Source organism: Arthrobacter sp. LjRoot78, assembly GCF_964254335.1.
Taxonomy (GTDB): Bacteria; Actinomycetota; Actinomycetes; order Actinomycetales; family Micrococcaceae; genus Arthrobacter.
Genome location: NZ_CAXUTG020000001.1, coordinates 1,780,510 through 1,803,536, shown reverse-complemented (window position 1 = coordinate 1,803,536; position 23,027 = coordinate 1,780,510). Strand labels below are relative to the sequence as shown.

Annotated in this window: 20 protein-coding genes; 11 read left to right on the top strand and 9 right to left on the bottom strand. The window is 66.0% G+C overall.

The genetic code is table 11. The annotated features are described in order from the left end of the window. Positions 1 to 6: 6 nt before the first annotated feature. From ACSQ1X_RS08275 to ACSQ1X_RS08265, 3 genes are all read right to left on the bottom strand, one after another. The gene (locus tag ACSQ1X_RS08275) at positions 7 to 1,263 is read right to left on the bottom strand and encodes a DUF4192 family protein (RefSeq protein WP_436057306.1); all 1,257 of its coding nucleotides are present in this window, start codon (positions 1,261 to 1,263) and stop codon (positions 7 to 9) included. A 98-nt stretch (positions 1,264 to 1,361) separates the two neighbouring features. Then, positions 1,362 to 2,693 (bottom strand): MFS transporter, encoded by a 1,332-nt coding sequence (locus ACSQ1X_RS08270; RefSeq protein ID WP_436057305.1) that lies wholly within the window; start codon positions 2,691 to 2,693, stop codon positions 1,362 to 1,364. A 35-nt stretch (positions 2,694 to 2,728) separates the two neighbouring features. Further along, the gene (locus tag ACSQ1X_RS08265; protein WP_436057304.1) at positions 2,729 to 3,667 is read right to left on the bottom strand and encodes a proteasome assembly chaperone family protein; all 939 of its coding nucleotides are present in this window, start codon (positions 3,665 to 3,667) and stop codon (positions 2,729 to 2,731) included. A 319-nt stretch (positions 3,668 to 3,986) separates the two neighbouring features. Here ACSQ1X_RS08265 and ACSQ1X_RS08260 point away from each other — a divergent pair, with 319 nt between their 5' ends. The 4 genes from ACSQ1X_RS08260 (at position 3,987) to ACSQ1X_RS08245 (ending at position 9,525) form a co-directional block, all read left to right on the top strand. Next, the gene (locus tag ACSQ1X_RS08260) at positions 3,987 to 5,513 is read left to right on the top strand and encodes a leucyl aminopeptidase (protein WP_436057303.1); all 1,527 of its coding nucleotides are present in this window, start codon (positions 3,987 to 3,989) and stop codon (positions 5,511 to 5,513) included. 274 nt (positions 5,514 to 5,787) lie between these two features. After that, positions 5,788 to 7,170 carry a dihydrolipoyl dehydrogenase gene (lpdA, locus tag ACSQ1X_RS08255; protein WP_436057302.1) on the top strand — a complete coding sequence of 461 codons (1,383 nt, stop codon included), beginning with the start codon at positions 5,788 to 5,790 and terminating at the stop codon, positions 7,168 to 7,170. Between the two features lie 114 nt (positions 7,171 to 7,284). Beyond that, positions 7,285 to 9,027 (top strand): 2-oxoglutarate dehydrogenase, E2 component, dihydrolipoamide succinyltransferase, encoded by a 1,743-nt coding sequence (gene sucB, locus ACSQ1X_RS08250; protein WP_436057301.1) that lies wholly within the window; start codon positions 7,285 to 7,287, stop codon positions 9,025 to 9,027. Between the two features lie 147 nt (positions 9,028 to 9,174). After that, the gene (locus ACSQ1X_RS08245; RefSeq protein ID WP_436057300.1) at positions 9,175 to 9,525 is read left to right on the top strand and encodes a hypothetical protein; all 351 of its coding nucleotides are present in this window, start codon (positions 9,175 to 9,177) and stop codon (positions 9,523 to 9,525) included. Positions 9,526 to 9,644: 119 nt separating this feature from the next. Here ACSQ1X_RS08245 and ACSQ1X_RS08240 read toward each other — a convergent pair whose 3' ends face one another. Then, positions 9,645 to 9,998: a VOC family protein gene (locus ACSQ1X_RS08240; RefSeq protein WP_055802170.1), complete on the bottom strand. Its 354-nt coding sequence runs from the start codon at positions 9,996 to 9,998 to the stop codon at positions 9,645 to 9,647. A 168-nt stretch (positions 9,999 to 10,166) separates the two neighbouring features. On the opposite strand from ACSQ1X_RS08240, the gene ACSQ1X_RS08235 reads away from it, so the two are divergent. Beyond that, a complete protein-coding gene (locus tag ACSQ1X_RS08235; protein WP_055802168.1) occupies positions 10,167 to 10,598 on the top strand; it encodes an OsmC family protein in 432 nt (143 codons plus the stop codon). Between the two features lie 118 nt (positions 10,599 to 10,716). On the opposite strand, the gene ACSQ1X_RS08230 is transcribed toward ACSQ1X_RS08235, so the two are convergent. Continuing rightward, positions 10,717 to 14,190, bottom strand: a complete 3,474-nt coding sequence (locus ACSQ1X_RS08230; RefSeq protein WP_436057299.1) for a S41 family peptidase — start codon at positions 14,188 to 14,190, stop codon at positions 10,717 to 10,719. A gap of 74 nt (positions 14,191 to 14,264) precedes the next feature. Between ACSQ1X_RS08230 and ACSQ1X_RS08225 the strand changes: the two genes are divergently transcribed. Continuing rightward, complete coding sequence (locus ACSQ1X_RS08225; RefSeq protein ID WP_436057298.1) at positions 14,265 to 15,158, top strand: TIGR01777 family oxidoreductase; 894 nt, start codon at positions 14,265 to 14,267, stop codon at positions 15,156 to 15,158. A 10-nt stretch (positions 15,159 to 15,168) separates the two neighbouring features. Here the strand turns inward: ACSQ1X_RS08225 and ACSQ1X_RS08220 are convergent, their stop codons facing one another. Further along, the gene (locus ACSQ1X_RS08220; RefSeq protein WP_436057297.1) at positions 15,169 to 16,785 is read right to left on the bottom strand and encodes a serine/threonine-protein kinase; all 1,617 of its coding nucleotides are present in this window, start codon (positions 16,783 to 16,785) and stop codon (positions 15,169 to 15,171) included. 113 nt (positions 16,786 to 16,898) lie between these two features. Between ACSQ1X_RS08220 and lipB the strand changes: the two genes are divergently transcribed. The 4 genes from lipB to ACSQ1X_RS08200 all read left to right on the top strand — a co-directional run bounded on the left by lipB (position 16,899) and on the right by ACSQ1X_RS08200 (position 19,923). Continuing rightward, on the top strand, positions 16,899 to 17,567 hold the full coding sequence (gene lipB, locus ACSQ1X_RS08215) for a lipoyl(octanoyl) transferase LipB (protein ID WP_436057296.1): 669 nt from the start codon (positions 16,899 to 16,901) through the stop codon (positions 17,565 to 17,567). Beyond that, positions 17,564 to 18,571, top strand: a complete 1,008-nt coding sequence (gene lipA / locus ACSQ1X_RS08210; RefSeq protein WP_436057295.1) for a lipoyl synthase — start codon at positions 17,564 to 17,566, stop codon at positions 18,569 to 18,571. Before lipB ends, lipA begins: the two co-directional genes overlap by 4 nt. Positions 18,572 to 18,660: 89 nt before the next feature. Continuing rightward, positions 18,661 to 19,425, top strand: a complete 765-nt coding sequence (locus ACSQ1X_RS08205) for a DUF4191 domain-containing protein (RefSeq protein WP_436057294.1) — start codon at positions 18,661 to 18,663, stop codon at positions 19,423 to 19,425. Positions 19,426 to 19,560: 135 nt separating this feature from the next. Further along, positions 19,561 to 19,923: a DUF3817 domain-containing protein gene (locus ACSQ1X_RS08200; RefSeq protein WP_436057293.1), complete on the top strand. Its 363-nt coding sequence runs from the start codon at positions 19,561 to 19,563 to the stop codon at positions 19,921 to 19,923. A 10-nt stretch (positions 19,924 to 19,933) separates the two neighbouring features. Here the strand turns inward: ACSQ1X_RS08200 and ACSQ1X_RS08195 are convergent, their stop codons facing one another. Next, complete coding sequence (locus ACSQ1X_RS08195) at positions 19,934 to 20,371, bottom strand: RDD family protein (RefSeq protein ID WP_436057292.1); 438 nt, start codon at positions 20,369 to 20,371, stop codon at positions 19,934 to 19,936. 273 nt (positions 20,372 to 20,644) lie between these two features. Between ACSQ1X_RS08195 and glnA the strand changes: the two genes are divergently transcribed. Next, on the top strand, positions 20,645 to 22,069 hold the full coding sequence (glnA, locus tag ACSQ1X_RS08190; RefSeq protein WP_011691460.1) for a type I glutamate--ammonia ligase: 1,425 nt from the start codon (positions 20,645 to 20,647) through the stop codon (positions 22,067 to 22,069). A gap of 128 nt (positions 22,070 to 22,197) precedes the next feature. Here the strand turns inward: glnA and ACSQ1X_RS08185 are convergent, their stop codons facing one another. Together ACSQ1X_RS08185 and ACSQ1X_RS08180 are read right to left on the bottom strand one after the other, a co-directional pair. Then, positions 22,198 to 22,398 carry an AsnC family protein gene (locus ACSQ1X_RS08185; protein ID WP_436057291.1) on the bottom strand — a complete coding sequence of 67 codons (201 nt, stop codon included), beginning with the start codon at positions 22,396 to 22,398 and terminating at the stop codon, positions 22,198 to 22,200. 72 nt (positions 22,399 to 22,470) lie between these two features. Further along, a complete protein-coding gene (locus ACSQ1X_RS08180; protein WP_436057290.1) occupies positions 22,471 to 22,986 on the bottom strand; it encodes a GNAT family N-acetyltransferase in 516 nt (171 codons plus the stop codon). Between the last annotated feature and the right edge of the window lie 41 nt (positions 22,987 to 23,027).

Genomic DNA, 23,027 nt, shown 5'->3' with positions numbered 1-23,027 from the left:
CCCGCCCTACGCCGCGTCCGTTTCAAACTTCTGCCATGCTGCGTCACGGCGCCGGGCCCATCCGCACAGGGTCCCGCGGCTGACCAGTTCGGAGAGCAGTTCCGCGAGCCGGTATCCGGGGTGCGCCGTCACGGCCTGGTCCAGCAGCGCATGGGCGAACGATCCCCTGCCGCGGCACCACTCAATCCAGCCCCGCCCCGTGAGCGACGCAGCGCCGCCTTCTCCCCCGCCAGCCGTGCCGAGTTGCTCCAGCACGCGCTCCAGCGCCCTCATCCGGTCCCAGCGGGGCGATGGCGGTGCCAGCCCCAGCAGCACATCCCCGTAGCCGGGAACCGGGAATGTCCCATCGTCCGACGCATCTTCCGCCGGTCCATCTGCCGGCAAAGCGCCAGGGGGCGGTGACACCACCTGCAAGCCGGCGTCCGGCGCGAAGATCCCGAAGTCCTCGGCGCCCTGCTCCGCGGCCAGCCGTCCCGCCGCGCTCATCACCATCACGGCGTCCCGCCAATGGGGTATGCGCAGGGAGGCCCGGAGATACCCGGCCAACTCGGCCGGAAGGTGCCCCTTCCCTCCATCGGCCAGCACGCACCCCCAGACGTCCAGTATTTTGGCGAACTGGGCACAACTGCCCCGGAGCCGAACAAATTCGGTGGCCCACTTTTGTTCCGATTCCAGCACGCACGCATCAGCCTCCGCCGCAGCGGGCAAGGCACCGCCTGCGGCGGAGGGGTCCTCGCCCACGCTGCTCCCGCGGAACACCATCTCGGCGTTGAGCCGGCTGTCCCGGATCTCATCGATGGAGCGGCCGGGCAACGGACAGCAGGCCGGATCGAAGCAGTACGCGTTCCGCCAGAAGGCCTCGCCGACGAACCAGGCGTCGCGGACCGGGAGCCCGGATAATTCCAGCTCGACCTCCAGGGCTGTCAGCAGCCTCGCCAGTGTCCCCTCCAACGGCGCCCCGGCGGGAACATCCCCGGGCCAACTACCCGACCCGCCCGCCCATCCCTCCTCGCTGAAGAGCACCAGGAGGGCGCCGTCGGCGTCGTGGTCCGCTTCAAGGTAGTCCCTGACAGTGCGGGCAAACCGAAGCAGCCCCGGATCCGAGTCAAGGTCCGGGAGATCGACGCGGAGGGTGGCGCCCAGCCGCTTCCCCTGCATGGTCATGGCCACCAGGCTGTTGGCCGGCCAGTAGCCAAGGGAATGCGGAATGAAGCCCAGGATGTCCTCTGGGCCGGTGATGGTCAGTCGTTCTGGAGGTGTCATGCATCCAGACTGAAAGAGACTGCTGGACGCCGGAAGATAGATCTCAACCCATGTGGAAAAACCTATGAGGAACGGTTCGGCATCATTCCGTCCGACACCTACTCCGTACGGCGGCGATCCAGGTTGCGGCGGCGCTGCTGCGCGAGGGCTTTGAGCAGCGGCGGCACAACGACGCCCTGGGCCGCCATCTGCCGCCGCACCTTGCGCCGGGTGTAGATAATCGCCGCGGAACCGATTCCTATCAGCACGAACTGGACACTCAGGGCGATCCGGAACGGGTCGAGGCCGTAGAGCTCGCCCTGCGAGAACCCGGTGGCATTGAGCACGTCAAGCACGACGCCCACGAGGTAGATGGCCACGAGCGCCGCAATGAATCCGCCGACGTTGACGATTCCGGTGGCGGTTCCGATCCGGTGGGCAGGATTAAAGGTTCGGGCAAAGTCGAAGCCGATCATGGATCCCGGCCCTCCGATGGCCAGCACCACCACCAGCCCGGCGAGCATCCACAGCGGAGAGCGGCCGGGCATGAGCAGCACGGCGGCCCAGGCCGCCGCCGTAGTGGCCGCAATGAGGAGCACCATGGTGGAGCGGCGCAGCGGGTGCCGGGAGACGAACCTGCCGATCAGCGGGCCCGCTGCGATGGCAGCGGCAACGTAGATGGCCATCAGGCCCGACACCGTCCCGGCGCTGAGTCCCTGGGCGGAGATCAGGAAGGGGTAGCCCCAGGTCATGGCGAACACCGTGCCGCTGAACTGGATGGTGAAGTGGCTCCAGAGCCCCAGCCGGGTGCCGGGCTGGCGCCAGGCGCGGGAGAGTGAAATGCCGGTGGCCTTGAGGCCCTGGCCTGCTTCCGGCCGGGGGTGCCCGGGCGGCTGGTCCTTCAGCACCGCGAGCACCAGTACGACTGCGAGCGCGGACATGGCCGCGAGCGTCAGGAATGCGGGGGTCCAGCCGGCCGAATGGAGGATCATCGCGAACGGGACCACGCTGAAGAGCTGGCCGAGCTGGCCCGACATTCCTGTCAGCTGCGTGATCAGCGGCACCCTGGCCGGGGCGAACCACAGCGGGATCAACCGGATCACCGAGATGAACGTCATGGCATCCCCGGCACCCACCAGTACCCGCCCCAGCACGCCGCCCGGGATATTGTCCGCGAAGGCAAGCTGAAGCTGGCCGAGTCCCATGAGGACGGCTCCCCCGGCGATCATTGTCCGTGACCCGAGCCGGTCAACGAGGACGCCGACAGGGATCTGCAGTCCGGCGTAGACCAGGAGCTGCAGCACGGTGAAGAAGGAGATCTCCGCTGCGGTGGCATGGAACCGCTCGGTCGCTTCGAGGCCCACCACGCCAAAGGACGTGCGTTGGCTGACTGCAACCAGATACGCGAAAATTCCGACGGTCCAGATGAGCCAGGCGCGCGGTGCAGTCACGTCTCCATTATGCCCGCTGCCGGGATAAGTCCTATTTATTGACGGGGCTCTTCCCGGGCGAGATACGCCTCCACGGCAGCGCCGAGAGCGTCGGCGTTCGGCAGCTCGTCGTTTTCATCAGCCAGCAGGGAGCGACGGACTGTGCCCTCAGCCTTCTCGTCATAACGCGTCTCCAGACGCGAAACCACCTGCTGCACTTCTTCGGAGGCCTCAAGCTGCTCGGCGATCTGACGCCCGACTTCGCGGCCGGCCTCCCGCAGGCGGTCAGTGGGAAGCATCAACGAGGTGGCTGCGCCAAGGTACTCAAGCCCGGCCACGGCCGCGTTGGGGTACTCAGCGTCCGCAAGGTAATGCGGGACATGGATGACGTAGCCGGCAATATTGCGGCCAGCCTCGGTGAGGCGCAGTTCCAGGATGTGGCCCACCGCGGCGGGAACTTCCACCGTGGGCTTCCAGACCGAGATGCCCTCGATGAGTTCGGGACGGTTGCCGTGGACGGTGACTCCCACCGGCCGGGTATGGGGAACGGGCATCGGGATGGAGTGGATCCAGGTCACCAGGTTCACGTCGAGATGCTCCACGATCCGGACAACGGCCCGGGCGAACCGCTCCCACTGGAGATCGGGCTCGAAGCCGGCCAGGAACAGGAAGGGTTTGCCCAGTCCGTCCACCAGCCGGTAAAGGGCCAGGCTGGGAGCCTGGTAGTCCTGGAGGTGATCTTCCACGAAGGTGACGTGCGGGCGGCGCGAGCGGTAGTCGATGAGCTGGTCGGCGTCGAACACAGCCACCATCTCAGAGTCGAGGGTGTCCAGCAGCTCAGTAGTGATCTGCCTGACCACGTGGCCGGCGTCCGCGAATCCCGTGAAGCCCATCACCAGGTTGAGCCCGCGGAGAGCCGGGTCGTCGAACAGCTCGGCATTGCTCACAAAGAGAGCGTCGGGGTCCAGCAGGGAGCCGGAAATCCGTTCAAGCACGGCGTGTTCCTTTCGAGGTGGCGGCGGAGGCGGGGGTCGGCAGCGCTTTGGGTGGGGTGGTCCGCGCAGATCCGCCGGATATCTTCTACAACGCACCGGCCGCCCGAAGCATTCCGGATCCGGGGTGCACAGCGGCAATGTGCCGCAGGTCTCATCAAATTCAGCGCCACCGGGACGGAGAGACTACGATCGGAACTGGCCCTACGGACGGCCTGGCAGACACCGGGTTGCGTCTCAAGCCGACGACGGCCTGTTCCATGGCGGGGCGCCCAACATGCGCATCCTGCCGAAAATCACAGAGAATTGAGGACTGATCCTCGTGGTCAAGAATACTGAAATCAAACTTAGCGTCATTGCGCGTGACGTTAAGAAGTCGCCCACGGACGCGCTGGTCATTGGAGTGGCGCAGGGTCCTGACGGTCCTGTACTGCTGGACAACCCGCTGACGGCCAAGTCCGCCGAGGCCATCGCGGAGTCCCTGAAGGTTCTTGGCCTCACCGGCGCGGCCGACCAGGTTCACAGGCTGCCCGGGCTTCCGGAAGCCGGCGCCGCCGTTCTGGTCCTGGCTGGGATCGGCAAACCCGGTGCCGGAGGAAAGCTGACTGAAGAGGCGCTGCGCCGCGCCGCCGGGTCCGCTGTACGCCAACTGGCCGGACTCACCACTGTGACGCTGGCGCTCCCGACGGCATCCCTCGCCGACGTCGCTGCCGTCGCCGAGGGTGCGGCCATGGGTTCGTACTCGTTCACGGAATACCGCTCAGCTGCCAACGGCCGCAAGGACCCGGTCAAGAACGTCGTCATCTTCACGGACTTCGCCGCTGACAAGGACCTGCAGCCCCTGCTGGACCGTTCCGCCCTTATCGGGAAAGCGGTCAACGCGACCCGTTCGCTGGTGAACCAGCCCCCCAGCCACCTGTTCCCCGAGTCCTTTGCCGACGCCGCCAAGGAACTCTCCAAGGGCCTGCCGGTTAAGGTCACTGTGTGGGACGAAAAGCGCCTCGAAAAGGAGGGTTTCGGCGGGATCATGGGCGTTGGAAAGGGATCCACCCGGCAGCCCAGGCTGGTCAAGGTGGAATACGCCCCGTCCAAGGCAACGGCCAAGATCGCCCTTGTGGGCAAGGGCATCACCTTCGACACCGGCGGAATTTCCATCAAGCCCGCCCTCGGCATGGGTGACATGAAGAGCGATATGGCGGGCGCCGCCGTCGTACTTAACACCGTGCTGGCAATCGCAGGCCTGGGCCTTCCCGTTAAGGTGACCGCATGGCTGTGCATTGCTGAAAACATGCCCTCCGGCGCCGCGCAGCGCCCGGCGGACGTCCTCACCATGTTCGGCGGGAAAACCGTCGAGGTCCTTAATACGGATGCCGAAGGCCGGCTGGTCATGGCCGACGGCATCGTGGCCGCCAGCCAGGAATACCCGGACGCCATCATCGACGTCGCCACCCTCACCGGCGCGCAGCTGATCGCCCTCGGCAACAGGACGGCCGGCGTCATGGGCTCGGACAGTGTCACCGGACCGCTCAAAGCCGCGGCCGACCGTGCCGGCGAGCTGGTGTGGCCGATGCCGCTGCCGGAAGAGCTCCGCGCCAGCATCGATTCCGAGGTGGCAGACCTGGCCAACATCGGTGAGCGCCACGGCGGCATGATGACCGCTGCCGTGTTCCTGCGTGAATTCGTCGGAAAGGGCAAGGACGGCGAACAGATCCCGTGGGCCCACATCGACATCGCCGGTCCGTCCTTTAACAACGGCAGCCCGTACGGATACACCCCCAAGCAGGGCACCGGCTGCACCGTGCGCACCCTGGTGGCCTACGTCGAGGACGTCCTGGCAGCCTCCTCGTAACCGGCTCCGCCTCACCGGCCCTCCGCAGGGCCGGTGAGGCCGTCCGGGGCTTTATGGCGGGTCTGATCCGTCCGCCACAAAGCCGCGTGACACTCGACACAAGCGCTCCACAAACGCCGTGACAAGGTGGAGCATGGATAAGTGGTTCGCTAAGGTGAACTGCGGTAGTCACAAATGCAAGAGAACCGGCCTGCTGGCATAATCACGGCAGAGCAAGTTCCAAGACCAGATGATGCGTACTCTCGTGTCATCGTTCACGCGAGGGAGCGTCTAAGTGGCCGATCAGGCAACTGCGCAAGAATTCGACATCCTGGTACTCGGCGGTGGCAGCGGCGGATACGCCACGGCCCTCCGCGCCGTTCAGCTGGGCCTCACTGTAGGCCTCGTGGAGAAGGGGAAACTCGGGGGCACCTGCCTGCACAACGGCTGCATCCCCACGAAGGCCCTCCTGCACTCGGCCGAGCTCGCCGACCACGCACGCGATTCCGCAAAGTACGGCGTCAACGTGACGCTGGACAGCATCGACATGAGCGCAGTCAACGCTTACAAAGACGGCATCATCGCCGGCAAGTTCAAGGGCCTGCAGGGCCTGATCAAGTCCAAGGGCATCACCGTCATCGAAGGCGAAGGCAAACTGCAGGGCACCGACACTGTCGTCGTGAACGGCACTGCATACAAGGGCAAGAACATCGTGCTCGCCACGGGTTCCTACTCCCGCACCCTGCCGGGCCTGGAAATCGGCGGCAAGGTCATCACCTCCGACGAAGCCCTCACCATGGATTACATCCCCAAGAGCGCGATCATCCTGGGCGGCGGCGTGATCGGCGTCGAGTTCGCTTCGGTCTGGAAGTCCTTCGGCGTGGACGTCACCATCGTTGAAGGCCTGCCGTCGCTGGTTCCGAACGAGGACGCTGCGATCGTCAAGAACTTCGAGCGCGCGTTCAAGAAGCGCGGCATCAAGTTCTCCACCGGCGTGTTCTTCCAGGGCGTTGAGCAGAACAACGACGGCGTCAAGGTCACCCTCGTTGACGGCAAGACCTTCGAAGCCGACCTGCTCCTGGTAGCGGTAGGCCGCGGACCGGTCACCGCCAACCTGGGCTACGAAGAAGCCGGCATCACCATCGACCGCGGCTTCGTCATCACCAACGAACGCCTGCACACCGGCGTCGGCAACGTCTACGCCGTGGGCGACATCGTCCCGGGCGTCCAGCTGGCCCACCGCGGCTACCAGCAGGGCATTTTCGTGGCCGAGGAAATCGCAGGCCTCAAGCCGGTCATCGTCGAGGATGTCAACATCCCCAAGGTCACCTACTCCGAGCCTGAAATCGCCACCGTCGGCTACACCGAGAAGGCGGCCAAGGAAAAGTTCGGCGACGACCAGGTGGAAACCCAGGAATACAACCTCGCCGGCAACGGCAAGAGCTCCATCCTGGGCACCGGCGGCATCGTCAAGCTGGTCCGCCATAAGGACGGCCCCGTGGTGGGCGTCCACATGATCGGTTCCCGCATGGGCGAGCAGATCGGTGAAGCACAGCTGATCGTGAACTGGGAAGCCTACCCGGAGGACGTGGCACAGCTGCTGCACGCCCACCCGACCCAGAACGAGGCCCTGGGCGAGGCCCACCTTGCCCTCGCGGGCAAAGCCCTCCACGGCTAGTACTTCCGCTTTACCACAGGGCTTAGTGCACCCGGCATGATCCGCAGGGTGCACTAAGCTCGAACACGGCAGCAATCATCCGCACTAAAGATCAATAAGGAGAACGGGGACGACATGTCTGAATCCGTTAACTTGCCCGCCCTCGGTGAGAGTGTCACCGAAGGAACCGTCACCCGCTGGCTCAAGCAGGTAGGTGACCGGGTAGAGGTGGACGAGCCGCTGCTCGAGGTTTCCACCGACAAAGTAGACACCGAAATCCCCTCTCCGATTGCTGGCGTGATTGAGGAAATCCTCGTCGCCGAAGATGAGACCGCCGAAGTCGGCGCTCCGCTCGTCCGCATTGGTGACGGCTCGGGTTCCGCCGGCGCATCCGAAGCAGCTGCCCCCGCCGAGGCCGCCCCGGCCGAACAGGCCCCCGCAGCCGAAGAAGCACCCGCCGAAGAAGCACCCTCGACCGAGGCGCCTGCCCCCGCTGAGGCCCCCGCCGACGAAGCAGCCCCCGCCGCTTCCGGCGAAAGCCACGAAGTAACCCTTCCGGCGCTCGGCGAATCCGTCACCGAAGGCACCGTGACCCGCTGGCTCAAGGCCGTTGGCGACTCCGTCGAGGTTGACGAGCCGCTCCTGGAGGTATCCACCGACAAGGTGGACACCGAAATCCCGTCGCCGGTTGCCGGCACCCTGCAGGAGATCCGGGTCAACGAGGACGAGACCGCCGAGGTCGGCTCCGTCCTTGCCGTCATCGGCTCCGGCGCAGCCGCACCGGCCGCCGCTCCGGCAGCCCCGGCTCCCAAGCAGGAAGCACCCGCCGCCGAGGCTCCCGCAGCAGCACCCGCGGCCCCGGCCGCCGCGCCTGCCAAGGAAGAAGCACCGGCAGCGCCCAAGCAGGAAGCCCCGGCACCGGCAGCACCCGCTGCGGAATCTGCTGCACCGGCCGAGTCCGGCTACGTCACTCCCCTGGTCCGCAAGCTCGCCAACCAGCAGGGCGTGGACATCGCCTCGCTGACCGGCACCGGAGTCGGTGGACGCATCCGCAAGCAGGATGTGATCGCTGCCGCCGAGGCCAAGGCTGCCCCGGCCGCCGCAGCCCCGGCACCGTCCGCAGCAGCTGCACCGGCTTCAGGTGCGGAGTCCTCACTGCGCGGCACCGTACAGAAGGCACCGCGCATCCGCCAGGTCATCGCCCGCCGCATGCGCGAGTCGCTGGACGTCTCCACGCAGCTGACGCAGGTCCACGAAGTAGACATGACCAAGATCGCCAAGCTGCGCCTCAAGGCCAAGAACTCCTTCCAGGCCCAGAACGGCGTGAAGCTGACCTTCCTGCCGTTCATCGCCAAGGCCGTGGCCGAAGCGCTGAAGCAGCACCCGAAGGTGAACGCTGCCTACGACGAAGACAAGCAGGAAATCACCTACCACAACGCCGAGCACCTGGCGATCGCCGTGGACACGGACAAGGGCCTCCTGGTTCCCGTCATCTCCGACGCCGGCAGCCTGAATCTTGCCGGCCTGGCCGGCAAGATCGCGGACGTCGCGAGCCGCACCCGCGACGGCAAGATCGGCCCGGATGAGCTGTCCGGCGGAACGTTCAGCATCACCAACATCGGGTCTGTCGGCGCACTGTTCGACACCCCGATCATCAACCAGCCGCAGGTGGGCATCCTCGGCACGGGTGCGATCGTCAAGCGCCCCGTGGTGGTCACCGACGAAAACGGCGATGACTCGATCGCCATCCGCTCCATGATGTACCTCTCCCTGACGTACGACCACCGCCTGGTGGACGGCGCCGACGCAGGGCGCTTCCTGCAGACCCTCAAGGCCCGCCTTGAGGCCGGCGCCTTCGAGGCGGACCTGGGGCTGTAGGCAACAGCACACGACGACGGCGGTACAGGCACCGGTGGGCAACCACCGGACGGCCTGCACCGCCGTCGTTTTTGTTTACCAAATCGTCGCCGTTTCGGTCCGCGGGGCTTACTACGATGCGTAGAACCCTCTGGCTAGACTGGGCTCATGATTATCGTCTACCACATCATGGTCTTCCTCCATATCATCGGCGCAGCCATGATTGTCGGCATCTGGATCGGCAACATGAAAAAGCCCACGGTGCATCCGCGCCAATTCGACGGCGCAGCCCTGCAGATCATCACGGGCATCGTGATGATGGGGCTCATCCCCGCACTGGACATGGAGGCGAACTACTTCAAGCTCGGCATCAAGTTCGCCATCGCGCTGGCCGTCGCGGTCCTCGCGTTCATGGGCCGCCGCAAATACAAAAAGGACGAGCCGATCAGCAAGGGACTGGCCCACAGCGTGGGCGGCCTCGCGCTGCTGAACGTTGCTATCGCCACTCTCTGGCAGTAGCGCAACTCCGGCAGTACCGCTGCTACGCCAACGACGACGGCGGCCCTCCCCGGCAGGGAGGGCCGCCGTCGTCGTTGTGGCCGGTCAGCGGCGGGCCAGTGGCGGATTCCGTCTGCCAGTCAGTCGGTGGCGATGCAGAATTCGTTTCCTTCAGGGTCATGCATCACGTCCCAGTGGAAGTCGCCGATGTCGTGTCCTTCCACAAACACTGCTCCGAGCGATTCGGCGTGGGCCCGCAGCCCTTCCGGGTCGGGTCCATGGAGGTCAAGGTGCAGGCGCCGCCGGCCGGGTGTGGCGTCAGGGACCTCCTGGAAGGCCAGCTGCGGCGCTCCGGGAGCAGCCGGCTTGAGCCAGACGAACTGGTCAAAGCGGGCGGAGACCGTGGTTCCCAGCAGAGCAGCCCAAAATGCCGCAAGCTCTTCCGCGTTCCCGGCATTGACCATGATGGCCGCGATCCTCGCCTGCGGTGTCATGACGGCAGTGTGATCCCTTCGGCGTTGAGTTCCCATGGCGCCAGTGTAGACGGTCATAATCCTCTGACAGCGGACACCCCGTGCGCCGCAGGTCCTGAATCCATAGGATTGATCCGGAAGGTTTGGGCGGAAGCCCGGACCGGATCGAATCTAAGCTGAGGAGTGGATATGGCAGCAACACGCACCGCGCACACCGTATGGAACGGCGACCTGTTCGAGGGGTCCGGCAACACCACGCTGGACAGCTCCGGGCTGGGCACCTACGCCGTTACGTGGAAGGCCCGAGCGGAACAGTCGGAAGGCAAGACCAGTCCCGAAGAGCTGATCGCCGCAGCGCACTCGGCCTGCTTCTCCATGGCGTTCAGCCTGGCGTTGAGCCAGGCCGGCTTCACCGTTGAAGAAATCAACACCAAGGCAGATGTTACCTTCGTGCCGGGGACCGGGATCACCGGGAGCCACCTGACGGTGAACGCCACCGTCCCGGGCATCTCGGAAGAAGAGTTCCAGAAGATCGCCGGGGAAGCCAAGGTTGGCTGCCCGGTCTCGGGTGCCCTGGCCAGCATCGACATCACCATGGACGCCACGCTCGCAGCTTCCTAGGCTGCAGGCACGCGGCCGCTCCCAAGGATGCCGCACCACCGCACGGCGAAGGCCCCGCTCCTTCCTGGTTGTTGCCAGGAAGGAGCGGGGCCTTCGTTTGTCCGGGCAGCCGGCCGGATCAGTCCTTGGCGGTGCGGGCAGGAAGGGGCGCCGGAAGGAGCCGCCGGTAGCCTTCACGGAGCGGGGGCCGGTCCGTGGGAAGTTCCTGGATCATTTCCTTAAGGGCGCCGATGCCGTACTCAAGCTGGGGGTCCCGGCCCGCAGCATAGGCGTGCGGCGGGAACGTCACCTCAATGTCCGGTGTCACGCCGTAGTTCTCGACGCCCCAGCCCACGCCGCCGCTGAACCAGGTAGCGTACCGCGGCTGCGTCACTCCGGTTCCGTCCGCGAGGGAGAAGCGGTTGTCGATGCCCACCACACCGCCCCAGGTCCGGGTGCCGATGACCGGCCCGATCCCGCGCAGCTTGGACACCTGGGTGATGATGTCACCGTCCGAGCCGGCAAATTCGTCCGCCAGGATGACCACCGGTCCGCGGGGCGCGTGATGGGGGTACGTCCGGGGCCTTTCACCGCGCGGCATGCTCCACCCGGTCACCTTGCGGCCGATGAGTTCTGCAACGAGCTGGGACGTGTGCCCGCCCCGGTTGCGCCGGACGTCCACGATCAGCCCGTCCAGTGCGGTCTCAGTGTCGAGGTCGCGGTGGAGCTGCGCCCAGCCGTTCGCGAGCATGTCCGGGATGTGGAGGTAGCCGTACGTTCCGCCGGACGCTTCACGCACTGTCCGCCGATTGCCGGCCACCCATTCCTGGTACCGCAGGCGCTCCTCGTCCTTGACCGGCACCACAGCGATGCGGCGCTGCTTTCCTGCCGCCTCACCGTGGGCCGCACCGTTGCGCAAGGTCAGCTCCACGGCTTTTCCGGCGGCGCCCACGAGCTGCATGGCGGGCGTCAGCGTTTCGGACAGTTCCACGCCGTCGATCGCGAGCAGGACGTCCCCGGCCTTGGCGTCTGCACCCGGCCTGGTCAGCGGTGAAGTGGCGAGCGGGTCCGATGACTCCCCCGCCAGGATGCGGGTAATTTCCCAGCCCGTTCCGGTGAAGGCCAGATCCGCGCCCAGGCGGCCCTGCCCGTTGCTGCCGTTTTCGGTGACAGCCGCCGGACGAACGTAGGCGTGCGACGTGCCCAATTCCCCGTGGAGCTCCCACAGCAAGTCCACCAGGTCATCGTGCGAGCCGAGCCGGTCCACGAGGGGACGGTAGCGGCGGTGCACCGATTCCCAGTCCTGTCCTGCCATGTCTTCTGTCCAGAAGAAGTCACGCTGGAGCCGCCAGGCCTCGTCGAATGCCTGGCCCCAAACGCTCAGCGGATTCAGCAGCACGCGGATGCGGCTGATGTCCACCTTCACCAGTTGCCCCGACTCCTCGTCACCCTTGGAATCGGCGGGCGCCACCCGGATCTGCTTGTCGTGCAGGAGGACCACTTTCCTGCCGTCGCCGGACACCCGGTAGCTGTCCAGGGCGTCCACAAGGGTGGTCGTTCTCCGCCTGGCCATGTCAAAGCGCACGAGGCTGGGGGCGGCGTCCTTGTCGTCGGTGCTGGCCCGGCCGTCGCCGGTGACGCCGGCAAGGGCGTTGTCCAGCCAGAGCAAAGCGCCCGGCGTAGCCTCGAGCGCCGAGTAGTTGCCCTGCGGAACAGGCACTCCGATGACACGGTGCGCCAGGCCCTCTGCGTCTACCCGGACGGCAGGCACAGCGGAACCGGCGCCGTCGTCGTCGGTGCTTTCCGCGGAGGTGCGGTCCGGTCCGTCCGAGAGGTCCACCGAGGGGCCAAACGGCGACGGCGTGTCCGCGGCCAGCGCAACAAGGTAGGGCTTGATGGGGCTGGGGAAGGACAAATCAAAGGAGTGTCCGTCGTACACGGGGTCGAAACTCCGGTTCGAGAGGAACGCGAGGAATTTGCCGTCAGGAGTAAACGACGGCGAGGCGTCCCGGAAGCGTCCGTCCGTGACGTCCACGATCCGGAACTCCGGATCGTCCACTTTGACAATGCGGAGCCTGCTGCGGGAACCAAACGACGTGACCGGTTCGGACCATCCGAGCCACGCGGAGTCAGGGGACCAGCACAGGCCGTCGATGGTGCCCTCGCCGATGCTGGTGATGAGCTTGATGGTCCCGCTTCGCGTGTCGGCCAGATAGACATCGCCAAAGGACGTTCCCACGGCAACGGAGCGGCCGTCCGGGCTGGCCTCCATGGCACTCGCCCGGGTGGACTTGGGGAATTCGATCTTCTGCAAACGCCCGGCACCGGCGCCACCAGCGGGGATGACTGCTTCTTCAGGCGCCCCGCCGGCCACATCGCTGCCGCTGGAACCATCAACGGCGGGTGATGCCATGCCGGGGGTGTTCATCCCGGCGGCCGGGACGGGCTTCGGCAGGGACGTTCCGGTGTCCTGCCCGGCGGGCCGCTGGGGCCGGGCCGCAGCCGCTGCCTGCGCACCGGCCACCTGCGGAGCAATCTCTTTGATGTACAGGGCTTCCGCGCCGTCGTGGTCGGCCACATAGGCAATGCGGCCTTCGCTCAGCGGCCGCGGCAGCCGGGCACGGACACCGGGCGCGGCTTCAACGACCCGCGACGGCCCGTCCTTGTGCCGGAGCCAGTGGATGGTGCCATGCGCTTCGACGGCGCTTGAGGAACCGGTGTGGTCCGGAATCACGCCGCCAAGGTGCCTTGCGGTCTTAAGGAGTGCCGGCCTCCGCCCCTGCGAGGCTGATCCCAGCGATATGTTGAGTTTTACTGCGTCGGAATCCAGGTCAGGGACCAGCCAGAGCTCGCCGGCGGATTCGAACACCACACGCTTGCCGTCCGTGGCCGCGTGGCGCACATAGAAGTCTTCGTGGTCCGTGTGGCGGCGCAGCCCGGTGCCGTTCGGCAGCACTGAATACAGGTTCCCATAGCCTTCGTGGTCCGAAAGGAAAGCTACCCGCCTGTCAACCCACATAGGATCCGCGAGGTTGCCGTCCAGTTCCGGAACAAGGCGTTCGAACTCCCCGTTGCCGTCGGCGTCGATCCAGAGCTTGCCAGCGGTACCACCGCGGTACCGCTTCCACCAGGCCGGCTCGCGTGAGAGGACACTGGCTACGACCACGGGGCGTTCGTCGCCGATCTCCGGGCCGAAGGCCACTGACTCGACCGGCCCGAAAGCGAGTTCCTCCGACCAGCCACCCTCCAGCGGAACACTGTAGGCATGCGTGTGACGGCTTTCCGCCTGCCGGAACGCGCTCGTGACCAGTACGTCGCCGGCCGCGGTGAAGCCCTTGACCCGGGTGGAAGCATGCCCGAAGTACGTCAGCTGGCGGTACCCTCCGCCGTCGACATCCGCGGTGACAACCTCGGGCGCTGTTCCCTGCACAACCGTCCACACCAGGCGCTTGCCGTCGGGTGTGAAGCGCGGGTTGCGGGCCGGCAGCTGAAGGGAGGAAACCCGCCAGGCGCGGCCTCCGTCCAGCGGCGCAATCCAGACGTCGTCTTCGGCCACGAAGGTGACCAGATCGTCGTGCAGATGCGGGAAACGAAAGTAGCTCGAAGAGGTCATCGTTAGATCATAGTCAAAGTCCAGTGGGCCGGACGGGAGGTTCCGCCGCCGTGCCGGGCATGGTGAGATGGATCATGCGAATCATCATGGCCGGCGCCTCCGGCCTTATCGGAACCGACATGTCCGCCCACCTGCGCTCGGGTGGCCATGAGGTCATCCGTCTGGTGCGCCGGGCGCCGGCGGCTGCAGGCGAACTGCAGTGGGATCCGGCAGCCGGGCAGCTTGATCCCGCCCACCTGGAGGGCGCGGACGCCGTGATCAACCTGGCAGGAGCCGGGATCGGGGACCGGCCGTGGACCCGGGGACGGATCGACGAGCTGTTCCGGTCACGGCTGGACCCCACGCACACGCTGGCGGCCGCAATGGCGAAAACGGAACAGCCGCCCAAGGTCTTCATCAGCCAGTCAGGCTCGAACTACTACGGGGACCGCGGGGCGGCAGTTCTTCGCGAGCACGCCCCGAACGGCTCCGGAGTCATGGCGCGGATCTGCCGGGAGTGGGAAGCAGCGGCGCACACGGCTCCGGCGGGCGTTCGTGTGGTCACGCCCAGGACGGGGGTGGTCCTCAGCCGGTCGGGAGGCGCACTGGGACGGCTGCTGCCGTTGCTCCGGCTCGGCATTGGAGGTCCCCTCGGGAACGGCAGGCAGTGCTGGCCGTGGATCACGCTGCCGGACGTGTCCTCGGCCTTCAGCTTCCTGCTCACCTCCCCGTTGTCAGGTCCGGTCAACCTCTGCGCCCCCGAGACCGCAGACGTCAATGCCTTGGTGGCACGGCTTGCCGCCGCACTCCACCGGCCGGCCCTCCTCCGGGTGCCGGGGCCGGTGCTGCGCCTGGTCATGGGCAAGCTGGCCGATGAGCTCCTGCTCGGGAGCCAGCGCATGGAGCCGGCCCTGCTGGCCGAGGCCGGGTTCGAGTGGAAGCATCCCTCGCTGTCCGAGGCAGCGGCCTGGGCAACCGCCCGGGACTAAGCGTTCGAAGCTAAACCTCGGGCAGGATCTCCTGGATCCGCCACCGCCCGCCGGAACTGACCAGGACCAGGCGAAGCCGCTGCTCCGGACCGGCAGGTTCCACTGCAACGACGTTTCCGCCGGCATCGGTTTCCCGATATTCCGAGTTGACTGCGGTGATTGCCACCACGGCGCGTGAATCCGAGCCGCCGGGCGACGCCTCGGCCCGAGTCAGGGTGGTGCTGAAGCCGGCCAGGACATGGCCGGTATCCCTGAGCTTCCCGCTGACTTTGGCGTCGGCTGCGGCAGCCGGGGAATTCTCCTGGTTGACCTCGTCCAGCAGCCCGAGTTCCCCGGAGCTCAACGCAGCCGACCGTAGTCCCGCCAGCCCACGCACGGCCTCCTCGGGCCGTTGCGAAAGCGCCAGCTGACGGGCCTCCGCCTGAACGGGGCTTCCTGCCGCCCCCGGCCGGACGTCCGGCGATGGCGCCGCCGCTGTCTGCCTGGACTCTGGATCGGCTGCCTGCTGTAGGGCCTGCTGCGGTCCGGCCAGGAACCACGCGGAAGCGATCACCAAGCCGGCAAGCGCTGCAGCCGCGGCGCCCATCCTGCGGCGTTTAGCCCCGGCATGCCGGCCCGCGACGAGCCTGCGGCGGCTGAAGGGGCCACCGGGGCTCCCCAGGCGGCGTCGCAGGGCACGGAGCTTCGCCGCGCCGCGCGCGTTGCGGGACGGCGGGACGTTGCGGCGGGTCAGCAGCTGGGGAAGCACTGTGGGGTGGACCGCGCCGGACAAATCCACCGCGGCGGCGTCCGCGCTGCGATAGACGGCAGCCGCAAACTCCAAGGCCGTCGGCCGCTCCCGACGGTCCTCCCGCAGGCCGGCTTCCAGCGCGGAAGCGAGAGCCGTCGGCACGCCGGGAACCAGGAGCGACAGGGGCGGGCGCTCCGGGCCGGACTCCGGTGCCTTGCCGGTCAGGCAGTACCAGCCGACGGCTGCGGCCGAATAGACATCCCGCTCGGGCTGCAGCCCTGCCCTTAAGGCGTCCACCGGCGCCGGGTCCAGGAAGCCTGCCGTGCCGGCCGGGGAAGCATCCGCGGCGTCGCCCACCATGCGAGTAACACCAAGGTCCGCCAGCAGGGGCTTGCCGTGGGCGGTGAACAGCACGTTGCCCGGCGACACATCCGAGTGCATGAAACCCTGGCCGTGGAGGTACCCCAGAGCTTGGGCAAGCGGCGTCAGGACAGTCACTGTTTCGCCAACGCTCAACGGGCTGCGGCAGGTGACCAGCTGGGCCAGGGAGCCGCCGGCCGCGTAATCCATGACCAGCCCCAGGCCTCCGGCTGCTGCACCCCGGAGCCTGACCACATCGTGGGCTCGAACGAGGTGACCGTGGTCCAGCGCGGAAAGAATCCTGAGTTCCCGGCGCACGGCGTCTTCCGTCGCCCGGGCCTCCCTGGCGGGAACACCGCCGTCGGGCCCGGACAGCAAACGGCCGTCGGCCGCGTCAAAACACTTCACCGCAAACTCACGGAGAGTCTGCTCCTCCCGGACAAGCCATACGCTGGCGCTTCCGCCGCGCCCGAGTTCACGCACAACCTCGTAGCCGGGAACCTCCGGGGCCGCGCCGTCGTCATCGTATTTCTCCATACCCAAGGAATAGCGGAATCGGCAGAATTCCGCAGAAGTTATCCACAGGCACCGCAGTGAGAGGTTAAGCACAGAATCAGGCACGACGGCGGACGGGGTCTAAGCTGGATGCCATGACTCTTGAGTTTTCCACGCTGGGTCTTGCTCCGGATTTCGTTGATTACATGAAGGGCTGGGACATCCAGCGCGAACTCCATGACAAAGTCGTCGCAGCTGAGGCACCCAGCACAGTCCTGCTCCTTGAGCATGCAGCCGTTTACACGGCCGGCAAGCTCACAGAAGACCACGAACGGCCGCTCGACGGAACCCCCGTCGTCCCCGTGGACCGCGGCGGCAAGCTGACCTGGCACGGTCCCGGCCAGCTCATCGCCTATCCGATCCTCAAACTGAAAAACCGGTCAGGCATCCGTGACTACGTCGAACGGCTCGAAGCCGTGATGATCACTGTCATGGCCGAGTACGGCATCAATGCGGAGCGGATCAAGGGACGCGCCGGCGTCTGGATCAAGGCTGACAGCAAGGGGCCGGACCGCAAGATTGCCGCAATCGGCATCCGCGTCCTCGACGGGGTCACCATGCACGGCATCGCCATCAACTGCAGCAACGATCTGGCACCGTATGCCCAGATCATTGCCTGCGGCATCACCGACGCCGGCGTCACCACGATGTCCATTGAAGCCGGCAGGACCATCACCCCCGGTGATATTGCGGACCGGGTCGTGGCGGAATTCCGAAAGCACGAAGAAGCACTCGTTTCAAGCCCCGAAGGAGCTCTACTGTGACACTGGCACCAGAAGGCCGGAAGATGCTGCGTATCGAGCAGCGCAACGCGGCCACCCCGGTGGAGCGTAAGCCGGAGTGGATCAAGGCCAAGGTCCAGATGGGCCCGGAGTTCGTCCAGCTCAAGAACCTGGTGAAGAAGGAAGGCCTGCACACCGTGTGTGAGGAGGCCGGCTGCCCGAACATCTTCGAGTGCTGGGAAGACAAGGAAGCCACCTTCCTGATCGGCGGTTCAGAGTGCACCCGGCGCTGTGATTTCTGCCAGATCGACACCGGCAAGCCCTCCCCCGTGGACATGTTCGAACCCACCAAGGTGGCCCGCTCGGTCCAGGCCATGGCGCTGCGCTACGCCACCGTGACCGGGGTGGCCCGGGACGACCTCGCCGACGAGGGCGTCTGGCTCTACGCCGAAACGGTCCGCAAGATCCACGAACTGAACCCGGGCACCGGCGTCGAGCTCCTGATCCCGGACTTCTCCGGCAAACCCGAGCACATCGCGGCGATCTGCGACTCCAAACCGGAGGTCTTCGCGCACAACGTCGAGACCGTGCCGCGGATCTTCAAGCGCATCCGCCCCGCGTTCCGCTACGACCGGTCCCTGGATGTCATCACCCAGGGCCGGAACCTGGGCATGGTCACCAAGTCCAACCTGATCCTGGGCATGGGCGAGACCCGCGAGGAAATCTCCGAGGCCCTGCGGGACCTGCACGAGGCCGGCTGTGACCTGATCACCATCACCCAGTACCTGCGCCCGTCCGAACGCCACCTGCCGGTGGACCGCTGGGTCAAGCCGCAGGAATTCGTCGACCTCGCCACCGAGGCCGAGGAGATCGGCTTCCTCGGCGTCATGTCCGGCCCGCTGGTCCGTTCCTCGTACCGTGCCGGCCGGCTCTGGGCCACCGCAATGCGCAAGAAAGGCTGGGAAATCCCGGCCGAACTCGCGCACATCGAGTCCTCCGGCAGCACCCGCCAGGAAGCCAGCTCCCTCATCGCGGCACACCACTAGGACCTTTCGTAACATTTATGCCTGAGGGCCGGCACCGGAGCATTCCGGCGTCCGGCCCTCAGGCATAAATCACGTAGAATTAAGGCACTATGGCGAATTCCCCTGATTCCAGCAAACCGACTCCGGCAGCCTCCGACGCTCCGAAGCGTGGCCTCTTCTCTCGCAAGCCGAAGGAAGCCAAGGTCAAGAAGCCCAGCAGGCTGAAGCAGATCAACGAAGTCTTCCAGATGACGCGCCGCCATGACCCCATGGTGGTCTGGATGATGCTGCTTGCTTTCCTGGGCGTCGTCGCCGTCAGCTTCCTGGTGGGCTTCCTCCTGGAAAACTGGATCACGGGCCTGATTATCGGCATCCCCCTCGGCCTGCTGGCCGCAACCCTCATCCTTTCGCGCCGCGCTGAGCGTGCCGCGTTTGCCCAGATTGAGAACCAGCCTGGCGCCTCGGGCGCCGCACTGGGTACCCTGAAGCGCGGCTGGATCACTGAGGACCAGCCGGTTGCGGTCAACCCGCGGACCCAGGACGCAGTCTTCCGCGCCATCGGCCGTCCCGGCGTCGTCCTCGTCAGTGAAGGCCCCACCCACCGGGTCCGGCCGCTCGTCGACGCCGAACGCAAGCGGCTGGCGCGCATCCTGCCCAACGTCACAGTCCACGTGATCGAGAGCGGCCGCGGCGAAGGCCAGGTTCCCCTCAGCCAGATCGCCAAGAAGATGAACAAACTGGACAAGGAACTGACCAAGCTTGAGGTGAGTGCGGTGTCGAAGCGGATTTCCTCGCTCGGAAACCGCCTCCCCATCCCCAAAGGAATCGATCCTTACAAGGCCCGGCCGGACCGCAAAGCAGCCCGCGGCCGCTAGCAGCCTTGGCAACGCCCCGGAACCGGTCATCAGCCGGCACCGGGGCGTTTGTTTTGAGCCGTCAGCCCGGATCACGGCTTCGTCCGCCCGGCAGCACCCCAGCGAAACCGCACTACCCAGAGAAACCGGAGTACCGTGAAACTGCCCTCGAAATCCACCGTGATCCGGCTCTTCCGGGTCCTCGCCGTGGCCGAAGCCTTCAGCTGGGCGGCCCTCCTGACCGGAATGTACTTCAAATGGATTGCCGGGACCTCCGAGCTTGGCGTGGAGATTGCAGGACCAATTCACGGGGCACTGTTCATCGCCTACGGAGTGGCGGCCCTTGCCCTGTGGCGCCTGCAGCGGTGGCCCTTCCTGGTGGCGTTCCTCGCGGGCTTCTCAGCGGTGTTGCCGTTCGCCACAGTCCTGTTCGAACGGTGGGCGGGCAAGCGCGGCTACCTGACGCCGACGGGCAGCGGGCAGCGTGAGCAGCAGGATCACGTGACCGCCGGGGTCTAGGCGGGACCGGCTACATGCGCACGAGGACGGTGTTCATCGCCTTGTCGTGCAAGCCGCGGTGATCCGGATCAAAGATGACCGCCGGAATCACGAGGCACAGCAAAATGGTGCGGACCAGCGCGGCCAGCGGCCCGGCGGGAGCCCCGCCCAGGCGGACTACGTGGATGCCGAGGAGACGGTGGCCGATGCTGTAGCCGAGTGTGCCGATCAGGAGGATCTGCTCTGCGGCGAACACGGCAAGTGTGCCCCCCGGGTCGCCGCCGAACGCGTAGTTGCTGATCAGCAGCGCCAGTCCCCAGTCGATGCAAATGGCAAGGATCCGGCGTCCGGCCCGGGCGATCGAGCCGGGGCCCGCCTCTGGCAGGCCGAGGCGCTCCCCCGGGTACTTGGAGATGCCGGACGTATCCGGTCCGCTGAGCCAGGAACCTATGTCTTTACGATCAACCACGGATCAAGCCTATCCGCTGCACGGCCCCCGCAGTTAAGTTCACAGTATGGATGCGGATGGACCACAGTGTGGACACCGTATAGCGTTTACATATCAGGCGGTTCTGTAACCTGCCGGAAACATAGCGGACACGGACGGGAAATCCCGTGTCCCTAGGGTGGTAACAGTTGCTAGCGAGCTGGGAGCGGGGACACTTTTGTGTTTTCGCGCCGTCGGATTGCGCTGGACCATATGGCTTTCCAGCCAGTTATTACTTATGCGTAAGGAGCATAGATGTTCAAGACTGCGGACGAAGTCCTCAAGTTCATCAAGGACGAAGATATTAAATTCGTCGATATCCGCTTCACCGACCTTCCTGGCGTGCAGCAGCACTTCAACGTGCCGGCCAAGAGCGTTGATGCAGACTTCTTCATCAACGGCCAGCTCTTCGACGGTTCGTCCATCCGCGGTTTCCAGGGCATCGCTGAGTCCGACATGCAGCTCATCCCGGATGTGACCACGGCATTCCTGGACACGTTCCGCATGGAGAAGACGCTGGCACTGAACTTCTCCATCGTTAACCCCCGCACCGGTGACCCTTACCACCGCGACCCCCGCGGCGTGGCCGAGAAGGCTGAGGCCTACCTCGCTTCCACCGGCATCGCCGACACCGCGTTCTTCGCTCCCGAGGCCGAGTTCTTCGTGTTCGACAACGTCCAGTACCAGTCCTCCCCGCAGGGCAGCTTCTACAAGATCGACTCCGAAGAAGCCCACTGGAACACCGGCCGCGAAGAAGAAGGCGGAAACCTGGGCTACAAGACCCCCGTCAAGGGCGGTTACTTCCCGGTCTCCCCCACGGACAAGCAGGCCGACCTGCGCGACGCCATGTGTGTTGCCCTGGACGAAGCCGGCCTTGAGGTCGAGCGCAGCCACCACGAAGTGGGCTCCGCCGGCCAGGCTGAAATCAACTACAAGTTCACCACGCTGACGCACGCGGCTGATGACCTGCAGAAGTTCAAGTACGTCATCAAGAACACCGCTGACGCCTGGGGCAAGTCGGTCACCTTCATGCCGAAGCCGGTCTTCGGTGACAACGGCTCGGGCATGCACTGCCACCAGTCGCTGTGGAACGGCGGCGAGCCGCTGTTCTACGACGAAAAGGGCTACGCAGGCCTCTCCGACATGGCCCGCTGGTACATCGGTGGCCTGCTGAAGCACTCCTCCGCCGTTCTTGCCTTCACCAACCCGACGGTCAACTCGTACCGCCGCCTGGTCAAGGGCTTCGAAGCTCCGGTCAACATGGTCTACTCGCAGGGCAACCGCTCCGCCGGTATCCGTATTCCGATCACGGGCTCCAACCCGAAGGCCAAGCGCATCGAGTTCCGCGCTCCGGACCCCTCCTCCAACCCGTACCTGGCGTTCGCTGCCCAGCTGATGGCCGGCATTGACGGTATCCGCAACCGCATCGAACCCCCGGCTCCCATCGACAAGGACCTCTACGAGCTCCCCGCCGAGGAAGCCAAGGACATCCCCAAGGCTCCGGGCACGCTCGAGGAAGCCCTGGACGCACTGGCTGAGGACAACGAGTTCCTCCAGGCCGGCGGCGTGTTCACCCAGGACCTGATCGACACCTGGATCGAGTACAAGTACGAGAACGAGATCCGCCCGCTGTCCCTGCGCCCGAACCCGTACGAGTTCGAGCTGTACTACGGCGTCTAGTCAGACCCCGGACCTAACCATGGTTTAGTCCGCAGAAAGTCCGCATGTGCTGCTACGGCAGCACATGCGGACTTTTTTCTGCACGGCACCCGGAAACTGAATCCGTCCCGGCGTCGCCGGCACACTTCCTAGCGCTTACCGTATTTCTTGTGCACGGCCTGCTTGCTCACCCCAAGGCACACCGCGATGGCCTCCCAGGACAGTCCCGCCTGGCGCGCCCGGAGCACAGCCTCGGTCTCCGTCCGCGCCAGCTCCTTATGCAGCTCCGCCACGGCATACAGGGCCTCCGCCGGACCCTTGCCGTCCATTGAACCGATGAGTGTCTTCATAGCCACCTCCCTGCGTCAACCATAGTTGACGGCACATTCCGCGTCAACATAAGTTGACCAACGATGAAGGGTTCAGAAGGCCCGGTACATGGTCCGCTGCGGTCCGGCGTCGCCGCCGAGGTACTGTCCGCGGTCCTCAAATCCCGCTTTGCGGTAGGCGGCCTGCCCGGCCGGATTGCGTTCATTGACTGAAAGAACGACGCCGGCCTCTCCGCCGCCCAGCCTTGCCGTCAGTTTCGCGGCTTCCCTGACCGCTGCGGCGGCCGCAAGGGTGCCGAGGCCCCTGCCTTGCCGGTTCCTGTCGATGAGGAAGCCGCGCAGCAGCCAGACGGCGTGGTCGTCCTCCCAGCCCGCCAGCGACGCCGCACCGCGCTGCAACGTGAACACGCCGACGGCTTCTCCGCCGGAGTCCACCACATAGGGAAACCGTGAGTCCTCCTCCAGCGCAACGAGCATCATGCGTAGCGGATCACCGGCGAAGTCCCCCTGGCCCTCCCCCAGTTCCATTTCCGCGACTTCGCCCAGCTTGATGGCCCTGGCGTCGTCGTCGAGGTTCTTCAGGGCGATAAGCCAGACGGATTCAGACATGGATCGAGCCTACCCAGAACCTGCGACGCCGGCCGCCACCT